We start from the raw sequence: 20,889 nt of genomic DNA, 5'->3' as shown, positions 1-20,889 counted from the left end.
CGCACTGGCGTGCCACTGACGTCCGTGATGTGACCGAGCGCACACGGAGGTCACCCGTCGTCGGCGATCCGGCGCACCGCTTCCTCGTACCGTCTGCGGTAGTCCGCCCCCGGGTTGACCCGCAGCAGCGCCGCCAGGGCCTGTACGGCGCCCTCGTCGTAGCCGGCGCGTTCGGCCTCCCCGGCGGCCCGGTCCAGCAGCAGGATTCCCTCGCTGTCGGCGCCGAGCGCCAGCTGGGCCTCCCCGCTGACGGTCAGCAGCAGTGCCCGCCGGGCCGCCTCCTCGTGCTCGGGGCCGAGATCGAGTGCCGTACGAGCCGATCGCAGCGCCTCTCGGGGCTGGTCCGCGGTGAGTTGTATCCGGGCGAGGTGCTGGAGCGCGAGCATCTCGGTGTGCGCGTCCGGTTCCTCGCGGGCCAGCGCGATGGCCCGGGCGCAGTTCTCCAGCGCGGCCCCGAGGTCGCCCTGCCCGGCTTCGACGACGGCGAGATTGATGAGCGCGGTCGCCTCGCCGAGCCGGTCGCCCGCCTGCCGGGCGAGCGGGGGCGAGATTTCCAGCAGAGCGAGTGCCTCGGTCGGCCGGCCTTCCTCGCTCAGCACCCAGCCGAGCAACGTGAGCACACGCGACTGGGCATACGGGTCGCGCTGGGCACGCGCGCATTCCAGCGCGATGTTCAGCAGCGGAACCCAGTTGTCCCTTACCCGCCACACCACTTGGGGCCACTGGAGCAGGATGATGCGCCAGGCGCGGTCGTCGAGGCCGGCGGCCCGGGCCGCGCCGACGGCCAGGGCCAGGTCGTCGCGCTCGGTGGCCAGCCAGCGCATGGCCGCCGCCCGGTCGGTGAAGTCCCGTACGGCGGCGGGACGCCGGAAGCCTCGGGGCAGCGTGAAGCAGGGTTCGCCGCCCGGTTGCGCGGTGTCGGCGGCAGCGAGAGCGGTGGCGATGTAGTGGTCGAGGACGCCGGTGAGGGCCTCGCGTCCGGATCCGGGATCGAGCGTGCGGGCGTAGAGACGTACCAGATCGTGGAGTTCCCACCGGCCGGGTGCCGTCTCGGTGACCAGGTGCGCGGCGGCGAGGCGATCCAGTGCCGCGGCGGCGACGGGCGGGTCCGTGTCGGCCAGTGCCGCGGCCGTGAAGGGGTCGAAGTGCGCGCCGGGATGGTGGCCGAGCCGGGCGAACTGATGCAGTGCGTCGGGCGGCAGTTGCTGCACGGTCAGTCGCAGGGCGGCGGAGACACTGGTGTCGTCCACGTCGAGATAGGTCAAGCGGCTCCGCTCGTCGGCGAGTTCGTCCGCGAGGTCGGCGAGCGTCCACTGCGGGCGGCCGGCCAGCCGTGCGGCGGTGACGCGCAGGGCGAGGGGCAGCCCGCCGCACAGTTCGGCGAGTCTGCGCGCCGCGACCGGTTCGGCGAGAACGCGGTCCTTGCCGACGACGCCGGCCAACAGGGCCGTGCCGTCCTGGGGTTCGAGACTGTCGAGCGGGACGGCACCGGCCGCCTCGGAGGCGATGAGACCGTCCAGCCGGTGCCGGCTGGTGACCAGGGTGACGCAGTCGGCGCCGCCCGGCAGAAGCGCGCGGACGGTGGCGGAGTCACGGGCGTTGTCGAGGATGACGAGCAGGCGGCGCCGGTGGGTCAGGGAACGGAAGAGCGCGGCCGCGGCCGACGCCGATTCGGGCACGCGGCGCGGGGGCACGCCGAGCGCCGGGAGGAACTCGCGCAGGACTTCTATGAGTTCGGGTTCGCCCGTGTCGCTGAATCCGCGCAGGTCGGCGAAGAGCCGTCCGTCCGGAAACAGGTCGGCGTTGCGGTGAGCCCATTGGACGGCGAGCGCGGTCTTGCCCACCCCGGGCAGCCCGGTGACCAGGCAGACGGGTCCCTCGGCCGCGGTGGCGCGGGTCAGCGCGGCCAGTTCGGCCTCCCGCCCGTGGAAACCGCGGGGTGCCCGAGGCAGCAGATCCGTAGGGTACGGCAGGCCCCCGACCAGGGGCGGGAGAACAACGGGCCTGGAGTGTACGGGCGTTGAGGCGGAGTGTCCGTCGCTACGGTCGCCAGGCGCCGCCGGAGGGAGACCAGCCGGCGAGTCGTACGCGCGGTCTGCGGCCGCGGCGACCGGGCGTGGACCGTGCGGCCCGGACTGCTCTCCCGCCCCTTGACGCACGGACTCTTGATGCGTGAGCCCTTGCAGTACGGACGCCCGGTGCACCACTTCTTGCCGTCCGGAGCCATGATGTCCGGAGGAGCCCTGACGACCGGGCCCTTGGCGTCCCGTCGGTCTCGGTCCTGTCGGTTCATGTCCCGCCGTTCGGGATCCGGGCGCGTTCCGGCCGGACTCGGCGGCCTGGCGGCCGGCCCCGTCAGGTATCCCCGCGGCCGGCGCCGCGACCGGGTCGGCCGACGTGTCCGGCCCGCCCTGCTGGACCTGGTCGCCGCGCAGGATCAGCGCGTACGCCTGGGCGAGTTCGCGCCCCGGGTCGACGCCGAGTTCGTCGACGAGCAGCCGCCTCGTGCGGTGGAACCAGTCCAGCGCCTCCGACTGGCGTCCGGCCCGGTACAGCGCGGTCATCAGGGACGCGGCCAACGGCTCCCGCATGGGGTGGGCGACCGCTTCCGCGCGCAGGACGGCCGCGGCGCGGTCGTGCTCCCCCAACGCGGAGTGAGCACGGGCCAGTTGCTCGACGGCCACCAGCCGCGATTCCTCCAGCGAGTGCGCGGCCGCCTGAAGGGGCGGGCCGGGGAACGCGCCCGCGAGGGCGGGGCCCTGCCACAGGGACAGGGCGTCCTTGAGCATCAGTACGGCGTCGTGCGCGTCCTGCTGCTCCCTGGCCAGCGCGAGCAGCTCCTCGAACCGCTGTGAATCCAGCAGGGTTTCCGGCGCCCGCAGGGTGTACGCGTCGCCGAGTGTGGCCAGTTCGACCCCGTAGGCGGCGGCGTCCGCACCGGCCAGCAGGGCGCGCAGCTGGGACACATGCCCCTGGATGACGCTCCGGGCGTGCAGCGGTGGCGCGTCGTCCCACAGACAGTCCGTCAGACGGGCGACGGGCACAGGCGTGTTGACCGACAGCAGCAGCGCCGCGAGGAGGCTGCGGCGCTTGGCCGGGCCGAGTGGCAGCGGTCCCGCGAGGGTGTCGACCGACACCGTGCCGAGCAGCCGGAACTCCACGGGCGCGATCCCTTCCAGGTGGGAGGCACCCGAGGTCGGAGATGAGGACGAAGTTCCAGGGTATCGGGGGTGCGGCGGCCCGCCGACGGGCCAGGTCGGTGTCCGGCCACGGGCCGCGGGACGCCTCTGCCCTTGCTGGACCGGCTCGAGCCGAGGGATCGACGGAACTATCGGCGCGCACGGAGCCACCGGGGCGACCGGCCCGCGCGAGCGGGACGTGCCGGAGAACGGGTGGCTGGCCGGTACGGGGCCGAGCGCGGATGGCCGGAGCACATCCATGCCCCGGGGCAGGCATGCCGACGGCCCGGGCCGCCGAGGGCGCTTACGGCCCGGAGACGGTCGTGCCGACAGCCCTGCGGTCCCGGCATAAGGTGCCGGGACCGCAGGGCTGGTGGACCGGCCGGGGCCGGGGCCGGTGCGGACTGCCGGGCCCGGGCCCACGGCCCGGGTCGTGGCGCGAACCCGTGCCGCCAGGGGACGGCGAGTGAAAGCGGTGCTGTGGGCCCGTCCGCCTCGAAAGGCGTCGTCCTGGCCGGACGCGGTGGCGTGACTGCCTGAATCGTGCCCCTGCGCCGGACGCGGTAAAAGTGCCCGAATCGCGTCCCTGCGGCGACGCCCCGGCGAGTCAGCCGACGAATTCCTCGACCGGCTTGGAGAACTCCGCTCCGAGTTGCGACATCAGGTTGCCGAACTCCTGCTCGCTGATCGCCTCGCGCAGGGTCACGAGCACCGCGCGGACGCCGCTGTCGGCCTCTTCCTTCTTGAGCACGTTGCGCTCGGCGACGCGCCGTACGGTCTCGTCGTAGCCGAAGACCTCGATGGCCGAGGTGGCCCCTCGCTGAACGGCCTCGGCCAGGCCTTCCGGGAGCTCCAGCGCCAGTGAGCGGTCCTTGCTCCCGCTCAGTCGGTGGGCGAGCGTCTCCAGCGTGGCACGGGTCAGATCGGCCGACTCCTGCCGCGACAGACCCGTGCGCTCCGACACCGCTTGGATGAATTCCCTCTCCTCCACGCGCTGTCTCCTTTTCTGCCTCGTCCGTCCGACGGCTCGGCTGTATGAAGGCCTGGCGGCCCGAGATCCTGGTGGTCACGTGGCCTCGCGGCCCTGCAACAACCCTGACACGGGGCTGCCGGGCCCGCGCGGCCAAGCCGTCGCAGCCTGAAGGTCACCTCGGTGCCCGTCACCGTCGCCGATGACGGCCCCCGCCCGCGCAGAAGCCGGGCGAGACGGTGCCCGGCGGTCCTACGGGTTGAGGACGACCTTTCCGGCGACGGTGCCGGACTCGGCCAGTCGCAGGGCCTCGGCGACCTGGGTCAGCGGCAGTTGGGCGGCGATCTGGGCGGTCACGTCACCGCGCTGGAGGGCGGTGAAGACCTGCGTGAGGTCGGCGCGCAGCCGGGCCCGGAACCGGTTCTTCGACAGGGCCCGGCCGGCCCACACGTTGAAGAAGTAGGCACGGCGGCCGTTGGGCAGGGTGTTCCACAGCCAAACCCTGCCGAGGAGCTTGAGCACGGGTCCCTGCTTGGACCCCGTGTCGTCCCGGGTGGAGGCGCTGCCGTAGGCGACGAGCGTGCCACCGGGGGCGAGCAGGTTCCAGGAGTCGACGGCGCTGCGGCCTCCGACGTGGTCGAAGACGGCGTCGACCCCGCCGGGGGCGAGTTCGCGCACACGGGCGGCGACGTTCTCGGTGCGGTAGTCGACGGGCGTGACGCCCCGTTCCCGCAGGGCGTCGTGGTGGCGCGCGGAGGCCGTACCGATCACCTTCACGCCCGCGGCACGGGCGAGCTGGACGAGGACCGAGCCGACGCCGCCGTTGGCGCCGTGCACCAGAACGGTCTGGCCGGTGCGGACGCGCGCCTTGCGGTGCAGCATCTGCCAGGCGGTGATGCCGTTGACGACCACGGTCTCCGCCTCGGCCGCCCCGATGCCGTCGGGCACCGGCACCACGTCCGCCGCCTCCACACGCACATGGCTGGCCCAGCCGCCGACCTTGACCAGAGCGGCCACCCGCGTGCCGGCCAGCCCCGGGTCGACGCCGTGGCCGGTGGTGAGGACCGTGCCGACGAGGTCGTAGCCGGGCACGAAGGGGAACGGAGGCTGGTCGTAGTACCGCCCGCGGCGCATCTGCTGTTCCGCGAACGAGACTCCGGTCGCCTCCATGCGGATCACGACCTGGCCGGGGCCCGCCACCGGCACGGCGCCGTGCCGGATCTCCAGCCCCTCCGGCTCCACCTTGCCCGGCAGGACGACCTCGACGAGCCCTTCGGCGTTCATGACGACCTCCACTGCGCTCCGCGCTGAGTTATCTGCTCTCGCTTTAGTTAGAGGCTATAACTCGACCACGGCAACCGTCAAGAACTTTCGTTATAGGGTCTAACTCGATCACCTCGGCCGCGATGCCACGCGAGTCCCGCGCACCGGACCCGGCCGTCACCGCCGCCCCGACGGGGCCCCGGGGCGCCGAGGACCTACACAGCGGATTCCGCGGTCCAGGCGATCTGGGGAGGCACGACACGGGCGCACCGCGGGTTGCCGCATTCGTCGGTCAGGCCCAGCCGCCCGACGAGGAGTCCCTCGCGCGCGGCCGCGGCGAGTACGTCGGAGGGGACGGCGTCGAGCATGAGCTTGGCGCGGCGGAACATGCTGAAGACGCCCGCCTCGTCGACGGTGCCCCACGACAGATAGATGAAGCGGTGGCCCAGACGGTCCTGAACGTAGGGGCCCTTGATCTCGATACCCGTCGGCGACGGTGCCGTGGTGCAGTCGAGGGTCCAGGTCGCCGACTCGCCGTCGCCCGGCTGCGGATCGAGCAGCTCGGCCGGGCGGTCGCGGCGTTGCACGGCCACGTGGATGTTGTCGTACGCCGAGACGGCGCGGCCCTCGGGGGCCGGGCACGTGAGGCCGGGCAGGTCGACGGCGTCGATACGGATGCGCATGCGGGCCATCATGCCGCCGAACAGCGCGGCGGCGAGACCCGCGAGGTCTCCGGGGCCGGTTCGACCCCCGGTCGGTACCGGCGCCGTGCGGCTGAGGCCACGGCGCCGGTGCCCCGGCCTCAGCCGGACAGGGCCGCCGAGACCACGGCCTTCGCCTCGTCCTGCACCTGGCGGAGGTGATCGGTCCCGAGGAACGACTCCGCGTAGATCTTGTAGACGTCCTCGGTTCCCGACGGGCGGGCCGCGAACCAGGCGTTGTCGGTGGTCACCTTGATGCCGCCGATGGGTGCGCCGTTGCCGGGTGCCTCGGTGAGGACCGCGGTGACCGCTTCTCCGGCGAGCGTGTCCGTGGTGATCTGCGCGGGTGAGAGCTTGGCGAGGAGGGCCTTCTCGTCGCGGGACGCCGGAGCGTCGATGCGCTCGTAGGCCGGTTCGCCGAAGCGTGAGGTCAGCCCGGCGTAGTGCTCGGAGGGCGTCTTTCCGGTCACTCCGGTGATCTCGGAGGCGAGGAGGGCCAGGATGATGCCGTCCTTGTCGGTGGTCCAGACCGAGCCGTCGCGGCGCAGGAAGGAGGCGCCCGCCGACTCCTCTCCGCCGAATCCGATGGAGCCGCTGACCAGCCCGTCCACGAACCACTTGAATCCCACGGGCACCTCGACCAGTTGACGGCCCAGATCGGCGGCGACCCGGTCGATCATCCCGGACGACACCAGGGTCTTGCCGATCCCGGTGCCGGCGGGCCACCGCTCCCGGTGGGAGTAGAGGTAGGCGATGGCCGCGGCGAGGTAGTGGTTGGGGTTCATGAGTCCGGCGTCGGGGGTGACGATCCCGTGGCGATCCGCGTCGGCGTCGTTGCCCGTGGCAATCCGGAAGCGGTCGCGCTGCTCGATGAGCGAGGCCATCGCGTAGGGCGACGAGCAGTCCATCCGGATCTTGCCGTCCCAGTCCAGCGTCATGAAACGCCAGGTGGGGTCCGTGAGCGGGTTGACCACGGTCAGGTCGAGCGCGTGCTGCTCGGCGATGCGCCCCCAGTAGGCGACCGAGGCCCCGCCCAGGGGATCGGCGCCGATACGGACGCCGGCCGTGCGGATCGCGTCCAGATCCAGCACCTGCGGCAGGTCCGCCACATAGGTGCCGAGGAAGTCGTAGCGGCCGGTGCCGGGAGCGGCGAGCGCCCTGGCGTACGGGATGCGGCGTACGTCCTTGAGGCCGCCCAAGATGAGTTCGTTGGCCCGGTCCTGGATCCAGGAAGTCGCCTCGGAGCCCGCCGGGCCGCCGTTCGGCGGGTTGTACTTGAAGCCGCCGTCGGCCGGCGGATTGTGGGACGGGGTCACGACCACACCGTCCGCGAGGCCCGAGGACCGCCCGCGGTTGTGGGTGAGGATGGCGTGCGAGACCGCCGGTGTGGGCGTGTAGCCGTCGTCGCTGTCGAGGAGCACGGACACGTCGTTGGCCGCGAACACCTCCAGGGCGGTGACCTTCGCGGGTTCCGAGAGCGCATGGCTGTCGGCGCCCAGGAAGAGCGGTCCGTCGATGCCCTGGCCGTCGCGGTATTCGCAGATGGCCTGGCTCGTCGCCGCGATGTGGTCCTCGTTGAATGCGGTCGCCAGTGACGAACCGCGGTGTCCGGACGTACCGAAGGCGACGCGCTGGCCGGGCTCGGCCGGGTCGGGGTGGAGCGCGTAGTACGCGGTGACCAACCGGGCTACGTCGACGAGGTCCTCGGGGCCGGCCGGACTGCCCGCTCGCTCGTGCTGCATGGTGCCCGCACCTCCACATCGGTGGTTTCTTCGTTTGTGGACTCATCTTTCCTCACCGGGCTCCGCAGCGGCACGGTGCCGCCACGACGGCCGAAGGCAGCGTTGGGCCTCACAGCTCCTGCGGTGAGGGCGGCCCGGAGCCCGCGAGAAGCGGCAGCGGCTCGGGCAACGGCGGAGACGCGACGGCGAGGGCCACGGCCACGGCTACGGCTAGGGCGTGGGACGAGAGAAGCCCGACCGCCCTCCTCCCCCGGCGTCGGCCGCGGCCGACGACCGCTGTCAGCCCCGGCCGTCGTTCTCCGCAGGGGGCGGTCTGGGCGAGGAGTTCCCGGCGGTCAGGTGTTCCAGCACCTGCACCAGTTCCTGGCAGGCCCGCTCCACGGAGCGTCTGGTGTTGCGCTGCTCGGTGATCACGGCGGACAGGAGGAGCGCGGTCAGGGCCATGGAGCCGTTGAACGCCTGAAGTTTGATCATGACCGCGGTATGACTCAACTCGTCGAACGGACCGACCTCGTCCGTGGCCGCGACGGTGGCCATGACGGAGGCGAAGAGGGCACACACCAGGCTGCCGGGGAGCTCGAAACGCAGCGCCGCCCAGATCAGCAGCGGATAGACGAGGAACAGCATGCTGATGTCACTGCGCGTGGCGAGGGGCACGATGACGCAGGCCGCGACCAGGAGGACGGCCGCCTCCTTCCACCGCGACAGGCCCACCGGCCCGCGTACGGCGTACAGCATCAGAAGGATGGGGGTGACGATCAGGACTCCCATCGCGTCGCCCACCCACCACGCGAGCCAGACCGGCCAGAAGCCCTCCGCGGCGAGTTTGTCCTGGAGGACCAGAAGGCCGACATCCACCGTCGCGCTGATCATCATGCTGCCCAGGGCGGCCAGGAAGACCAGCGCGAGGCCATCGCGCAAGCGGCTGAGATCGGGGCGGAAGCGCACCCGGCGCAGCAGGAGGTACGCGCAGAGCGGAGCGATGGTGTTGCCCGCGACGATGCCGATCACCGAGGGCTGGAAAGAGGAGAACGAGGACAGGGACAGCACGACCAACAGGGCCCCGAGCGCGATGCCGAAGCACGAGGTGATCCCCAGGAGCAGCAGGGCGGCGACGGCCACGCCGCTGGGCGGCCAGATGGGGGTGAACACGGCCCCCTCCACGGAGAGCTGCCGCAGGAGTCCCAGCCAACCGGCCCCGTAGTAGCAGGCGGCCACCGCCAGCGTCTGAAGAGCGACGACGGCTCGTCGGGACAGCTCGTGTGTACCCACCACAGGAGCCATCAGACACCGCCGAGGCCCTGTCGGCGAGGCGAGCGGGCATCCGGGCCTGCCGGCGAGGCGAGCGGGCGTCCCGCGCTAGGGCCTGAAGGTGTGCTCGCCGTGGCCGACCACGAGTACGGCCGCGTCGTCCTCGTGTCCCACACGTTCGGCTCCCCGGATCACCGCGGCGGCCAGGGAAGCGGCCGACATGCCCGCGACGGCGGCGATTCCGGCGAGCCGTACGACCTGGTCGAGCCCCTCGTCGACGGTCATCGACGGGCCCTCGACGACGCCGTCGGTCAGCAGGACGAAGTGTCCGCCGACGGTGAGCCGGTGCCGGGTCACCGGATACCGCATCCCGGCCTCGACGCCGAGCGGCGGCCCGCCTTCGTCCTCGGCGATGCCGGACTTCCCGTCCGCCGTCGCCCAGACGCAGGGTATGTGCCCGGCCCGCGCGCTCTCCAGGACGCCGGTGGCCGGGTCGAGGCGCATGAAGGTGCAGGTCGCGAAGAGGTCGGAGCCGATGGACAGGATGAGGTCGTTCGTCCGCGCGAGCAGTTCTCCCGGGTCGCTCGTGACGGAGGCGAGCGCCCGAAGGCCGACCCTGACCTGCCCCATGAACGCGGCGGCCTCGATGTTGTGGCCCTGTACGTCGCCTATGGACAGGCCGATGCGCTCGTCGGGCAGCTTGAAGGCGTCGTACCAGTCCCCGCCCACGTTGAGCCCGTAGCAGGCCGGCGCGTACTGGACGGCGACGTCGAATCCGGGGGCGGACGGCATGTCGCCCGGAAGCATGCCGCGTTGCAGCGCGATGGCCAGCTCGACCTGCGAGCGCTGGAACTCCGCGCGTTCACGTGCCTGAGCGGTCAGCGACCCGAGCCTGGCGAGCAGCTCGTCGTCGTCGCCCGTCGGGGGCTTGCGGGACATCGACCACCCCGGGTGAAAAGCCGCACGATGAAAGAAACATTAAAAAAACGGTTCTATCGGATGATAACGACCCGAAGCGCGTGACCTGACATCGGCACTTCCCGGCCGGCCGGCGGCGCGGGCGTCACGCCGTACCTCCGCCGGCCCGGCGGACGAACGGGGGCAGCCCTCACTCCGCCGACGCGGGCTCGGGACGTGGCCGACGGAGGCCGTCGACGATCAGGTCGAGGATCCGTGCGGCACGGGCGTCGCCTCCGTGCGCCGGGTCGATCCGCCACAACACGCTGAGCTGCAGCAGGACGTCCTCGGGGTCGAGTCCGTCCTTGAGCGTCCCGTCGGCCGCTCCGGCGTCGAGCAGCACGGCGATGGCACGGAGGAAGGGTTCGTAGTACTCGTCGTCGAGACCGCGGTTGGTCGCGGCGTGAATGACCTCGGCGACGCCGTACTTGAGCCGGCCGTAGCGGGCGACCTCGTCGAACCAGCGGCGCAGGGCCTCGATCGGCGGGTGCGACGTCACCAGCTCCGGCGCGAGATCGATGAGGTGCTGGATGTCGTGCCGGTACAGCTCGATGATGAGCGATTCCCTGTTGGGGAAATGGCGGTAGAGCGTCCCGATGCCGACGCCCGCCTTCTTGGCGATGCCGGTGAGGGACGCGCCGGCCGACTCGGCCAGCGCCTCGCGGGCCACGGCGAGAATCCGCTCCCGGTTGTCGACCGCGTCTCTGCGGGTCGGCTTCGCGTGCTGCGCGTTCACAGGCAAGGGCCGTCCATCCCGTACGGATTGATAAACGGAGGCCCCTCCGGTAATTTCGAACTTATCGGAGGGCCCTCCGTTTCATTCTCCCACAGCAGCATCCACACCGTGGAGGAGACATCATGGCCGAGCTGGTTCTGGTCACCGGGGGCAGCGGCTACATCGCGGGATGGTGCGTGGCCGAGCTCCTGAAGCGGGGCTACGACGTGCGTACCACCGTGCGTGACCCCGAGAGGGCGAAGAGCGTCACCGCGGCGGTGTCCGGAGTCGTCGACCCCGCGGGCCGGCTGTCCTTCGCCGTCGCCGACCTCACCGCCGACGAGGGCTGGGACGCAGCCCTGAAGGACGTCGACCGCGTTCTGCACGTGGCGTCCCCGCTCGGGATCGCGGCCGGGAACGATCCCGACGCACTGATCGCCCCCGCCCGCGACGGAGCCCTGCGGGTCCTGCGCGCCGCGACCGCGGCCGGGGTGCGACGCGTGGTGATGACCTCGGCGGCGAACGCGGCGAGCCCCTCGTCGTACGCCACGGAAGGAGTGACCGACGAGACGCTGTGGACGGATCCCGACGACCCGACACTCATCCCCTACCGGCGCTCGAAGACGCTCGCCGAGCGCGCGGCCTGGGACTTCATGGACGGCCACGACGGCCCGACCGAACTGACCACCGTCCTCCCCGGAGCCGTGTTCGGCCCGGTCCTCACGACGGAGAACATCGGGTCCGTCGGCATCGTCGCGCGCATGCTCTCGGGCCGGATGAGCGGGATTCCGCGGATCGGGCTGGAGGTGGTGGACGTGCGCGATCTCGTCGACGTGCACATCCGGGCCATGACATCCCCGCAGGCCGGGGGTCAACGCTTCCTGGCCACCGGGGAGTTCATCTGGATGGCGGACATCGCGCGCGCTCTGCGCGAGGAACTCGGGCCCGAGGCGGGCCGGGTGTCCACCCGGCAGGTCCCCGACTTCGTCGTACGCCTGGTGGCCCGCTTCAAGGACCCGTCGTTGCGCGAGATCACTCCGGCTCTCGGCCGACGCAACCGTCACAGCACCGAGAAGGCCCGCCGTGTCCTCGGCTGGCAGCCTCGTCCCGCCCGGCGGACCGTGGTGGACTGCGCCAGGAGCCTGATCGCCCACAGCGCCGTCCACGCCTGATCGGTCCGCCTTCGCCCGGTCCGCAGAGGTCAGACGGTGGTCTGCGGCAGTCGGCGGTCCAGCCACCCCGGCAGCCACCAATTGGCGCGCCCCATCAGGAACATGAGGGACGGCACCAGGACAAGGCGTACGACGGTCGCGTCGAGGACGACGCTGACGGCGAGGCCGAGCGCGAGCATCTTCACCACGACGGCCGGTGAGCCGGTGAAGGACAGGAACACGGCCGTCATGATGAGCGCGGCGCAGGTGATGACCCGTCCGGTGAGCGAGAGACCCGTGCCGACCGCCCGCTCGTTGTCATGGGTCGCGTGCCATTCCTCGGCGATGCGGGAGAGCAGGAAGATCTCGTAGTCCATCGAGAGTCCGAAGACGATGGCGAACATCATCATCGGGACGTAGGACTCGATCGGGACGGGCTCGCTCATGCCGAGCAGGTCGTCTCCCCAGCCCCACTGGAAGACGGCGACCAGGACGCCGTACGAAGCGCCGGTCGTCAGCAGATTCAGGACGACCGCCTTGAGAGGGATCACCAGGCTGCGGAAGACGAGCGTCAGCAGCAGGAACGCGGCGACCAGCACGATGCCGATGATGACGGGCAGGCGTTCGGTGACGGTGTCGCGGAATTCGAGCTGGCCCGCGGTACTGCCGGTCAGATGAGCCGTCGCGCCGGTGCCTTGGAGGGTGTCGGGCAGCGCGGTGTCGGTGAGGGTGGCGAACAGGGCGTCCGTGTCGGCCGATTGGGGGCCGGTGACGGGAACGACCGTGGTGACGAGGATCTTGCCGTCCTGGCTCGGGCGGGGTGGGGTGACGCGGGCGACGCCGTCCGTCTCCGTCAGTCCGTCGGTGAGCCGGCCCGCGACCTGGTCGGCGGACGCGGTCGCGTCGGCCAGGTCGACGACCACGGTGAAGGGCCCGTTGACGCCCGGCCCGAATCCGGGACCGTCGGCGTCGGCTATCCAGTCGTAGGCGTTGCGGGTGGTACTGCCCGCCGGGCCCGCGCCGTCGTCGATGTGCCCGAGGCGCATCGAGAACAGCGGTATCGCGCAGAGGGCGACGAGTGCGCACCCCGCGGTGAAGAACCTCCACGGGTGCCGGGCGACCCGGCGCGCGTAGCGGTGCCATCCGTCGTGGTCCCCGGCGGTCTCGGCGACCGGCCGGCGGCGGACGCGCAGCACGTCGATCCTGCGCCCGACGAGGCCCATGGCCGCGGGCACCAGGGTGAGCGCCGCGAGGGCGGTGACGACCACCGCGACGGTGGCGGCCAGGCCCAGCCGTCCGATCATGGTCAGACCGCAGGCGTACAGGCTGAGCATGGCCACGGCCACGGTGACGGCGGCGACGAGAACCGCCTTGCCGCTGACGGCGGTTGTGCGGGCGACCGCCGTCTCGGGATCGTGCCCGTCGATCAGGTGCTGGCGGAACCGGGTGATCAGGAAGAGCGCGTAGTCGATGCCCACGCCGAGCCCGATCATCGTGGCCAGCGTGGGTGCCGAGGTGGCGAAGGTGAGGGTTCCGGCCACGATGCCGACGACGCCCAGGCCGACGCCGACGCTGATCAGGGCCGTGAGCAGGGGCATGAGGGCCGCGGCGACGCTGCCGAAGGCGAGCAGCAGCACGAAGAGTGCGGCGCTGACGCCGATGGCCTCACTGGCGGTGTCGTCGGCGGGGGCGCGCACGATGTCGTGCAGGTCGCCGCCGTATCCGACGCCGATTCCGGCGTCCCTGGCAGGGGCGGTCGCCGCGTCGAGCCGCTCGGTGTAGGCGTGGCCGAGGGACTTGAGCTTCTGGTCGAAGGACACCGCGGTGTACGTGGTCGCCCCGTCGGCGCTGGTCACGGGCGCGGCGACGGTGGTGACATGGGGCAGGTCCTTCAGGCGGTCGAGCGTCGTCTCCAGCCCGGCTCCGTGGTCGGACACCTTCCCGGAGCCGACGTGGAAGACGACCTTCCCGCCGGGCGCGCCCGCTGCCGGGTCGGACCTCTCCAGCAGATCCGCGCCCACGCTCACCTGGCTTCCGGGGAGGCGCACCTCGTCGCCGTAGGCCGCCCCGACCGCGTGCCGGCCCGCGATCGAGGCCGCCAGGACCAGCAGCCAGGCGGTGATCACCCATACGGGGTGCCGGGCGCAGAAGGCGCCTGTGCGGCGCAGGACCGACGGACGGCGGGCAGGGGGAAGGGACACTGCGCCTCCAAGAAGTGACAGGACTGCCACAACTTAACCGGGAAGATGGCAGGCCCGTCAATTGTCAGTCATGCCACTTCCCAACCTCCTCCCGACCGGGCCAGGCCGAGCTCGCAGCCCCTCCGCCTATCCCGATCCCGGTCCCGTTCCCGATCCAGGTCCCGACCCCGCTTCGGGTCCGGGTCATGGACGCGGCGGGCGCTCCGGCCCACGGCGGGCCGGCGGTCAGCCGTCGACCCGCCCCCGACCCGAAGCGCACGCGGAAGCCGCCTTCGCCTCCTTCTTCAGCCCGCCGGGCGCCACCTCGAAGTCCAGGACGAGACCGTCGCTTCCGGCGTGGGCGCCGACGAGCGTGGCGCCGTCCGGGAGCTTCTGGATGTCGACGGTGCGCGGCTTCAGCTTGTCGGCGAACCCGGTCGCGCCCGGGAGTGCGGAGAGCGTCGACACCGGCACCTCGCGGCCGAGGATCCGGACGTTCTCGGGGGTGATGGTCAGGCTGTGCGCCGTGGTGGACAGGCTCGTCACCACCGTGGCGGGCATACCCGCCTCACCCGCCTTGCCCGTGAGGATGAGGTGCGTGCCGTCCGTCCCCGTCTTCAGCCCGCCCGTGGCGGTGTCGGCGCCGCTCTGCTCGGCGGCGGTCGTGTCCAAGGCGTCGTAGGCGATGGTCGCCGTGGCGGTTCCACCAGTGGTGGCACCGGCGGTCGACACGTCACGCAGGTAGACATCGACGTCCATGTCGGTGCCCTGCCGACGCACGCCGTCGGCGCTGACATGGACGCCGCCGACCGTGCCGGTGAGCGCCTTGAGCCCGGCCAGTGTGTCGTCGAGGTCCACCTGCACTCCCCTGGTGGCGTCGAGGCGGCACTCGGCGGTCTCCGCGACGCGCCGCTGCACCTTGCGTTCCACGACGAGGTCGGTGGTCGCGGCTCCCGCGACGGCGGCGGTCAGGCATATCGCGGTGATGATGACGCGACGGCGATGGCTCACTTGGTGGTGGCTCCGATCATGGACAGGAAGGTGAATGCCTGCGGGAGCAGGCGGTCGGGCTCGACGGGCACTCCGGCCGTACGGCGGTTGCGCAGGGTGCGCAGAACGGCGCGCGCGGCCGACAGCGCGCAGTTGGCGATCACGGCGGCCTGGAGGTCCGCGTCCGGCGCGCCCTCCGGAAGGCGTTCCAGGACGAGTTCGGTGAGGCGCTCCTCGAACTGCTGGAACTGCCGGGACAGGCCTTCGCGCGCCTGCTCGCGGATCTCGCCGAGAGGATGGGCCAGCGCGGTCAGGCTGCTGGTGGCGAAGTAGGCCACCGCGTCGGTGATGGCACCGCAGGCCGCTTCGAGCGGGGCCTCGCTCGCCGGGCGGGCCAGGAAGGCCGCCTCTATGCGCGCGAAGAGTTCGATCCCGTCCGGGAGCAGCAGGGCTTCCTTGCTGTCGAAGTAGCGGAAGAACGTCCGCTCCGACACGTTCGCCTCGGCGGCGATGTCGGCCACCGTCGTCTGCGCGAAGCCGCGTTCGGCGAAGAGCCGCCCGGCGGCCTCCCGCAGCCCGCGCCGGGTCTCGTCCTTCTTGCGCTCGCGCAGACCGGGCTTCTCGGTTCTCTCTGGCATGGTGCCACCCTCACCATTGGCGCCGGGCCTGTCAATTGTCAGCCCTGCCATTTGACACGAGGGCTCCGCACGTCCTGGTGGCCCCAACCGCCCGCCGCAGGAGCTCCGAGCCGGCGTGACACCACGGTCCACCACCCCCGCATCGTCATCCGAACGCCGGACACCGGTGATACCGCGGTACTACGGGCCTCGCCGCACAGAGCTCTTCGGTACCACGGAACCCGGGCCGGCGGCACCTAGCGTGGACGGTGAGCAGCCAGGTGGGGGGCCTGCCCCCGGACGTGAGGGAACATCGATGATCGAGGCACATCAGCTGACGAAGCGCTACGGCGAGAAGACGGCGGTGGACCGGCTGGACTTCGTCGTCAAGCCCGGCACCGTCACCGGCTTCCTCGGCCCGAACGGCGCGGGGAAGTCCACCACCATGCGCATGATCGTCGGACTGGACGCGCCGTCCGGCGGCAGCGTCAAGGTCAACGGCAAGCAGTACGCCCAGCACACAGCGCCGCTCCAGGAGGTCGGCGCGCTGCTGGAGGCCAAGTCCATCCACCCGGGCCGGTCCGCCTTCGACCACCTCATGGCCCAGGCCCACACCCATGGCATTCCGCGCCGCCGGGTGGACGAGGTCATCGAGCTGACCGGCCTCCAGTCGGTGGCCAGGAAGCGTGCGGGCGCCTTCTCCCTCGGAATGGGCCAGCGCCTGGGCATCGCCGCGGCCCTGCTCGGCGACCCGGCCACCGTCATGCTCGACGAACCGGTCAACGGACTGGACCCCGAGGGCGTGCTGTGGATCCGCAATCTGCTGACGGGACTCGCGGCGGACGGCCGTACCGTCTTCGTCTCCTCGCATCTGATGAGCGAGATGGCGCTGGTCGCCGACCACCTGATCGTCGTGGGACGAGGGCGCCTGCTGGCGGACACGACCGTGCGCGAGCTGGTCCAACAGGCCGGCGGTGACACGGTCACCGTGGCGTCCGACGAGCCGGCCCGGCTGCGCGAGGTGCTGGCAGGGCCCGGTGTGGAGATCACCGGTGCGGCCGGATCCGAGGAGCTGCACGTGACGGGCCTGTCCACGCGGGCGATCGGCCTCAAGGCCGCCGAACACGGCATCCCGCTGTACGAGCTCAGCTCCCGGACCGTCTCCTTGGAGCAGGCGTTCATGGACCTGACCCGCGACGCCGTCGAATACCACGCGAGCGCCACCGTCGAGACCTCCGGGAGAGCGGCATGAGCACCGTCACCGTCACCGACAGCCCCACTCCCGCACCGGCGCGGGCGGCACGTCCGGCGTACAAGGTCACCGGGCGTCGCGTGCTGCGCTCCGAGTGGGCGAAGATGTGGTCGCTGCGCTCCACCTGGATCACCCTCGGCCTGGGCCTGCTGTTCCTCGTCGCGTTCGGCGTGATCGCGGCCGCGCACTACAAGTCCGAGCTCGACTCCGGCCACCCCATGCGCCCGGACGACGTCTCGGCCACCGCGCTCAGCCTCTCCGTGTTCGGCACGAACTTCGCTCAACTGGCACTCGGCGTCCTGGGCGTGCTGGTCACCGCGGGCGAGTACTCCACCGGAATGATCCGCTCCACGCTGGCCGCCGTCCCGCGCCGGCTGCCGGTGCTGTGGTCCAAGGCCGCGGCGTTCGGCGTGGTCGCCCTCGTCGTCTCCACCGTCGGCGTGCTCGTGGCGTTCCTGATCGCGAGCGGCATCGTCTCCGGCACCCCCGCGGCCCTCTCCATGTCCCACTCCGGCGTGGTCCGGAGTCTGCTGGGCGCGGGCCTCTACCTCGGTCTGGTCGGCGTGATCGGCACCGCGCTGGGCGCCCTGCTCCGGTCGGTCGCCGGCGGCATCTCCGTCCTGGTCGCCTCGCTGATGCTGGTACCCGGCCTGATCTCGCTGCTGCCCAGCTCGTGGCAGGACGACATCAACCCCTATCTGCCGAGCAGCGCGGGCCAGTCGATGTTCCAGCTGACACACGACTCGGCATCCCTGTCGCCCACCGCCGGACTCGTGGTCTTCCTCGGCTGGACCGTGCTCGCCCTGGCGGGCGCCGCCTACCGTCTCGTCCGGTCGGACGCCTGACACCCCGCGCCGAAGCAGGACGTCCGACGCCCCGCCTCCGGCACGGCGCCGAACCGGATCATCCGGTTCGGCGCCGTGCCCTCCGGGCGCCGGGCCCCCGGAGATCGTGCGTGGTGACGCGCGTACGAGGACATGGGGAGGCGCGTACGAGGACGCGGCCGGACACACAATGGACAGGTGACACCCATGAGCGTGGACCAGTGACTCGCATGAACATCGACGACACCGACCGGCGGACGGCGGTGGACGACCCGCCCTTCGCGGAGGCGGACCTGCCGTGGAACCACCCGCTGGCCCGTGCGCTGTCCCGTCTCGGCCGTCGGCTCAAGCAGGGCGACCGGAACCGTCCGTGGATCCTGGACGCCGCGGTGACGGCTGTGGTGGCGCTGATGTTCTGCGTACCGGAGCTGGTGCACGACGACGACGGCATGCGCCATGGGTTCGACAGCCGGTTCACCGAGCTGCCCTGGCCGGGGACGCTCGCGTTGCAGGCCGGACTGGTGCTTCCGCTGCTCTGGCGGCGCAGACGACCGTCGCTCGCCTTCGCCGTGATCATCTCGGTGTTCCTTCTCCAACTGGCGCTGGGCGTCTGGCTGCGCGCCGACATCGCCGTGCTGATCGCCCTCTACAGCCTGGTGCTGCACGGAGAGCTGCGGCGGCTGCCCGCGGCCTGCGCGGTCACGGCCGGTGCGCTGGGGCTGGTGGCGGTGCGCCTGCCGTCCGAAGTGCACGTCCTGGACGCGCTGTTCTTCCTGTTCAGCACCATAACCGCGGCCGTCGCGCTCGGACTGGCCGTACGGATCCGGCGCGGCCAGCTCGCCGTGCTGCGGGACCGCGCGACCCGGCTGGAGATCGAACGCGACCAGCGCAGCAAGCTGGCCGCCGCCGCCGAACGTACCCGCGTGGCCCGCGAGATGCACGACATCGTCGGTCACAACCTCTCCGTCATCATCACCCTCGCCGACGGCGGCGCCTACGCGACCGACCTCGCGCCCGAACGCGGCAAGCAGGCCCTCCAGCTCATCGGTGACACCGGCCGTCAGGCGCTCGGCGAGCTGCGCCGGATGCTCGGCGTCCTGCGCGAGGGGACACAGACTCCCGCCGAGCCCGAGCTGAGCCCCCAGCCCGGCGTCGGGGACATCGACGCCCTGTGCGAACGGATCCGGTCCGCCGGCCCGCAGGTCGTCCACCGCAGCAGCGGCCGGTTGAACACCCTGGACCGCGGTGTCCAGCTCGCCGTCTACCGCATCGTCCAGGAGGCCCTCACCAACGCGCTCAAGCACGGGGGACCCGACGCGCGCGTCGAGCTCACGGTGAGCGTCGAGGACAGCCTGCTGCACATCGACGTCCATGACACCGGCCGGGGGGCCGACACCGGCCGCGCCCGGCCGCACGACGACGAAGGACACGGAATCCCCGGCATGCGAGAACGCGCGGCCCTCTACAACGGCACAGTCGTCGCGGGACCCGCCCCCGGCGGGGGATGGACCCTGCGGGCCACCCTCGACGTCACCCCTTGGGCCGACATCGGCCTCGCTCAGGCGGCCACCACCGGCGGTGCGGCGTGACCACCGTGCTCATCGTCGACGACCAGCCGCTCCAACGCCTCGGCTTTCGCATGCTCCTGGAGAGCACGCCCGACACCGACGTCGTCGGCGAGGCGTCCCACGGCGGTGACGCCGTCCGCAGGGCGGCCGAACTCCGCCCGGACGTGATCCTCATGGACGTACGGATGCCGGGTATGGACGGGATCGAGGCCACGCGTCGGGTCGTCGCGTCCGGTGGCCGCTCCCGCGTCCTCATCCTCACCACGTTCGACCTGGACGAATACGCCTACGCCGCACTGCGCGCGGGGGCCAGCGGCTTCCTCCTGAAGGACGCCCATCCCGAGGAGCTCCTCGCCGGTATCCGCGCGGTCGCCGCGGGCGACGCCGTGATCGCCCCCGCGCTGACCCGCCGCCTGCTGGACGCCTACTCCCGGCACCTCCCCCACGATCCGTCGGGCGGCAGGCCGCAGGACGACCCCCGGCTACGCGCCCTGACGGATCGGGAGTACGAGATCTTCGGCGCCATCGGCCAGGGCTGGAGCAACAGCGAGATCGCCGAGCGCCTGGTCGTGGCGGAATCCACCGTGAAGACCCATGTCGGCCGCGTCCTGTCGAAGGTGGGAGCCCGCGACCGCGTCCAGGCGGTGATCCTGGCCTACGACCTGGGCCTCGTCCACCCGAACCCGTCGGCTTGACGCGCAGGTTCCGGGGGGAGGTCGCCGACGTGCGCGTACCGCGTCGTGCCCACCGCGCGGCGGGCACGGTCCGAGGCGGTGCTCCTGGTGCCCCGGGCTTCCTGGCGTTCCCCCGGGCGGGCACACTGACGGCGTGCTGATCATGGATGCCGTCATGGAGACCTACGAGGCGAGGGACTTCACCCTCTGGCCCACCGCTGCCCCGCCCGCGGACGGCCTCCTGCCGTTGTCCGGCCGCCTGTCCCCGGCCGAGACCGGTACGGCGATGGCGGTCCTCGCCACCTACAACAAGGGGGAACGCCGACGGGGAGCCCGGGACCCCGAGGACGGTGGGGAGCTGATCCGCCGGCTGAAGGCCACCGAGCGCGTCGTCGCTCCCGGTGGCCTCAGACTCACGGACACCGCGACCGGCGTCACGGCGGCGCCCGGATGCTGCGTCGGCACGGAGGACTGGCGGGACTGGCTCGGGCTGGCGACCGGTGAGGAGCCCTGGCTCGGCCACGATCCCACGCCGGTGGTCGAGCACGCCGGGGCGATCGTCAGGCTCTGGCCCGACGAGGATCGGGGCGCGGGGCGCTCCATCGACATTCCCCGGGCGCAGCTCCCTCTCCTCCTGGGCTCCGTCCAGGAGGATCTGGCCGGCTTCCTGGCCTGCGTCGGCCGCTGGGCCGCGACGCACGTTCCGTCCACGACAGCCTCGGCATTGGCGGAGAAGCTCGACGAGGACTGGGCCGTCTCCGCCCCGCTGCCGGAGGTCCCGCACGGGACGCCGTCCGGCTGACCCCCGTCCGGCACGGGGACGCGTATCCCGCGCGTGCCGGCGCGATCACCGAC

17 protein-coding genes are annotated in these 20,889 nt (G+C 71.9%); 6 read left to right on the top strand and 11 right to left on the bottom strand.

Annotated elements, in window-relative coordinates; genetic code table 11:
- Positions 1-50: 50 nt before the first annotated feature.
- From OG788_RS40990 to OG788_RS40955, 8 genes are all read right to left on the bottom strand, one after another.
- Complete coding sequence (locus tag OG788_RS40990; RefSeq protein WP_406375993.1) at positions 51-3,161, bottom strand: BTAD domain-containing putative transcriptional regulator; 3,111 nt, start codon at positions 3,159-3,161, stop codon at positions 51-53.
- A 625-nt stretch (positions 3,162-3,786) separates the two neighbouring features.
- Complete coding sequence (locus tag OG788_RS40985; protein WP_266764567.1) at positions 3,787-4,170, bottom strand: DUF2267 domain-containing protein; 384 nt, start codon at positions 4,168-4,170, stop codon at positions 3,787-3,789.
- A 231-nt stretch (positions 4,171-4,401) separates the two neighbouring features.
- A complete protein-coding gene (locus OG788_RS40980) occupies positions 4,402-5,433 on the bottom strand; it encodes a medium chain dehydrogenase/reductase family protein (protein WP_406375992.1) in 1,032 nt (343 codons plus the stop codon).
- Positions 5,434-5,627: 194 nt separating this feature from the next.
- Entirely contained in the window at positions 5,628-6,095 is a 468-nt protein-coding gene (locus OG788_RS40975) for a DUF5990 family protein (RefSeq protein WP_406375991.1), read from the bottom strand.
- Between the two features lie 119 nt (positions 6,096-6,214).
- Entirely contained in the window at positions 6,215-7,855 is a 1,641-nt protein-coding gene (pgm, locus tag OG788_RS40970; protein WP_406375990.1) for a phosphoglucomutase (alpha-D-glucose-1,6-bisphosphate-dependent), read from the bottom strand.
- A 279-nt stretch (positions 7,856-8,134) separates the two neighbouring features.
- A complete protein-coding gene (locus tag OG788_RS40965) occupies positions 8,135-9,139 on the bottom strand; it encodes an MASE1 domain-containing protein (RefSeq protein WP_406375989.1) in 1,005 nt (334 codons plus the stop codon).
- A gap of 75 nt (positions 9,140-9,214) precedes the next feature.
- Positions 9,215-10,045, bottom strand: coding sequence for a PP2C family protein-serine/threonine phosphatase (locus OG788_RS40960; RefSeq protein WP_406375988.1), 831 nt, complete (start codon positions 10,043-10,045; stop codon positions 9,215-9,217).
- A gap of 169 nt (positions 10,046-10,214) precedes the next feature.
- Complete coding sequence (locus OG788_RS40955; protein WP_406376981.1) at positions 10,215-10,799, bottom strand: TetR/AcrR family transcriptional regulator; 585 nt, start codon at positions 10,797-10,799, stop codon at positions 10,215-10,217.
- Positions 10,800-10,921: 122 nt separating this feature from the next.
- Here OG788_RS40955 and OG788_RS40950 point away from each other — a divergent pair, with 122 nt between their 5' ends.
- The gene (locus OG788_RS40950; protein WP_406375987.1) at positions 10,922-11,950 is read left to right on the top strand and encodes an NAD-dependent epimerase/dehydratase family protein; all 1,029 of its coding nucleotides are present in this window, start codon (positions 10,922-10,924) and stop codon (positions 11,948-11,950) included.
- 29 nt (positions 11,951-11,979) lie between these two features.
- Here OG788_RS40950 and OG788_RS40945 read toward each other — a convergent pair whose 3' ends face one another.
- The 3 genes from OG788_RS40945 to OG788_RS40935 form a co-directional block, all read right to left on the bottom strand.
- Positions 11,980-14,130, bottom strand: coding sequence for an MMPL family transporter (locus OG788_RS40945; protein ID WP_406375986.1), 2,151 nt, complete (start codon positions 14,128-14,130; stop codon positions 11,980-11,982).
- Between the two features lie 225 nt (positions 14,131-14,355).
- The gene (locus tag OG788_RS40940) at positions 14,356-15,120 is read right to left on the bottom strand and encodes an LmeA family phospholipid-binding protein (protein WP_406375985.1); all 765 of its coding nucleotides are present in this window, start codon (positions 15,118-15,120) and stop codon (positions 14,356-14,358) included.
- Positions 15,117-15,737, bottom strand: a complete 621-nt coding sequence (locus OG788_RS40935) for a TetR family transcriptional regulator (RefSeq protein ID WP_351549556.1) — start codon at positions 15,735-15,737, stop codon at positions 15,117-15,119. Before OG788_RS40935 ends, OG788_RS40940 begins: the two co-directional genes overlap by 4 nt.
- 295 nt (positions 15,738-16,032) lie before the next feature.
- Here OG788_RS40935 and OG788_RS40930 point away from each other — a divergent pair, with 295 nt between their 5' ends.
- From OG788_RS40930 to OG788_RS40910, 5 genes are all read left to right on the top strand, one after another.
- On the top strand, positions 16,033-16,968 hold the full coding sequence (locus OG788_RS40930; protein ID WP_356747517.1) for an ATP-binding cassette domain-containing protein: 936 nt from the start codon (positions 16,033-16,035) through the stop codon (positions 16,966-16,968).
- Entirely contained in the window at positions 16,965-17,813 is an 849-nt protein-coding gene (locus OG788_RS40925; RefSeq protein WP_406375984.1) for an ABC transporter permease, read from the top strand. Before OG788_RS40930 ends, OG788_RS40925 begins: the two co-directional genes overlap by 4 nt.
- A 209-nt stretch (positions 17,814-18,022) precedes the next feature.
- A complete protein-coding gene (locus OG788_RS40920; protein ID WP_406375983.1) occupies positions 18,023-19,381 on the top strand; it encodes a sensor histidine kinase in 1,359 nt (452 codons plus the stop codon).
- Positions 19,378-20,055: a response regulator gene (locus tag OG788_RS40915; protein ID WP_406375982.1), complete on the top strand. Its 678-nt coding sequence runs from the start codon at positions 19,378-19,380 to the stop codon at positions 20,053-20,055. Before OG788_RS40920 ends, OG788_RS40915 begins: the two co-directional genes overlap by 4 nt.
- 142 nt (positions 20,056-20,197) lie before the next feature.
- Positions 20,198-20,836, top strand: coding sequence for a hypothetical protein (locus OG788_RS40910; protein ID WP_406376980.1), 639 nt, complete (start codon positions 20,198-20,200; stop codon positions 20,834-20,836).
- Positions 20,837-20,889: the final 53 nt, after the last annotated feature.

The organism is Streptomyces sp. NBC_00647 (assembly GCF_045207245.1).
Taxonomy (GTDB): Bacteria; Actinomycetota; Actinomycetes; order Streptomycetales; family Streptomycetaceae; genus Streptomyces.
This window is presented reverse-complemented; position numbering and strand designations above follow the sequence as displayed.

What these genes read in the sequence shown, in the direction of transcription:
- OG788_RS40950 (WP_406375987.1), top strand. Translation starts at nt 10,922, where the DNA reads ATGGCCGAGCTGGTTCTGGTCACCGGGGGCAGCGGCTACATCGCGGGA.
- OG788_RS40930 (WP_356747517.1), top strand. Translation starts at nt 16,033, where the DNA reads ATGATCGAGGCACATCAGCTGACGAAGCGCTACGGCGAGAAGACGGCG.
- OG788_RS40920 (WP_406375983.1), top strand. Translation starts at nt 18,023, where the DNA reads ATGAACATCGACGACACCGACCGGCGGACGGCGGTGGACGACCCGCCC.
- OG788_RS40935 (WP_351549556.1), bottom strand. Translation starts at nt 15,737, where the DNA reads ATGCCAGAGAGAACCGAGAAGCCCGGTCTGCGCGAGCGCAAGAAGGAC.
- pgm (WP_406375990.1), bottom strand. Translation starts at nt 7,855, where the DNA reads ATGCAGCACGAGCGAGCGGGCAGTCCGGCCGGCCCCGAGGACCTCGTC.
- OG788_RS40960 (WP_406375988.1), bottom strand. Translation starts at nt 10,045, where the DNA reads ATGTCCCGCAAGCCCCCGACGGGCGACGACGACGAGCTGCTCGCCAGG.
- OG788_RS40965 (WP_406375989.1), bottom strand. Translation starts at nt 9,139, where the DNA reads ATGGCTCCTGTGGTGGGTACACACGAGCTGTCCCGACGAGCCGTCGTC.
- OG788_RS40925 (WP_406375984.1), top strand. Translation starts at nt 16,965, where the DNA reads ATGAGCACCGTCACCGTCACCGACAGCCCCACTCCCGCACCGGCGCGG.
- OG788_RS40980 (WP_406375992.1), bottom strand. Translation starts at nt 5,433, where the DNA reads ATGAACGCCGAAGGGCTCGTCGAGGTCGTCCTGCCGGGCAAGGTGGAG.
- OG788_RS40975 (WP_406375991.1), bottom strand. Translation starts at nt 6,095, where the DNA reads ATGCGCATCCGTATCGACGCCGTCGACCTGCCCGGCCTCACGTGCCCG.
- OG788_RS40910 (WP_406376980.1), top strand. Translation starts at nt 20,198, where the DNA reads ATGGATGCCGTCATGGAGACCTACGAGGCGAGGGACTTCACCCTCTGG.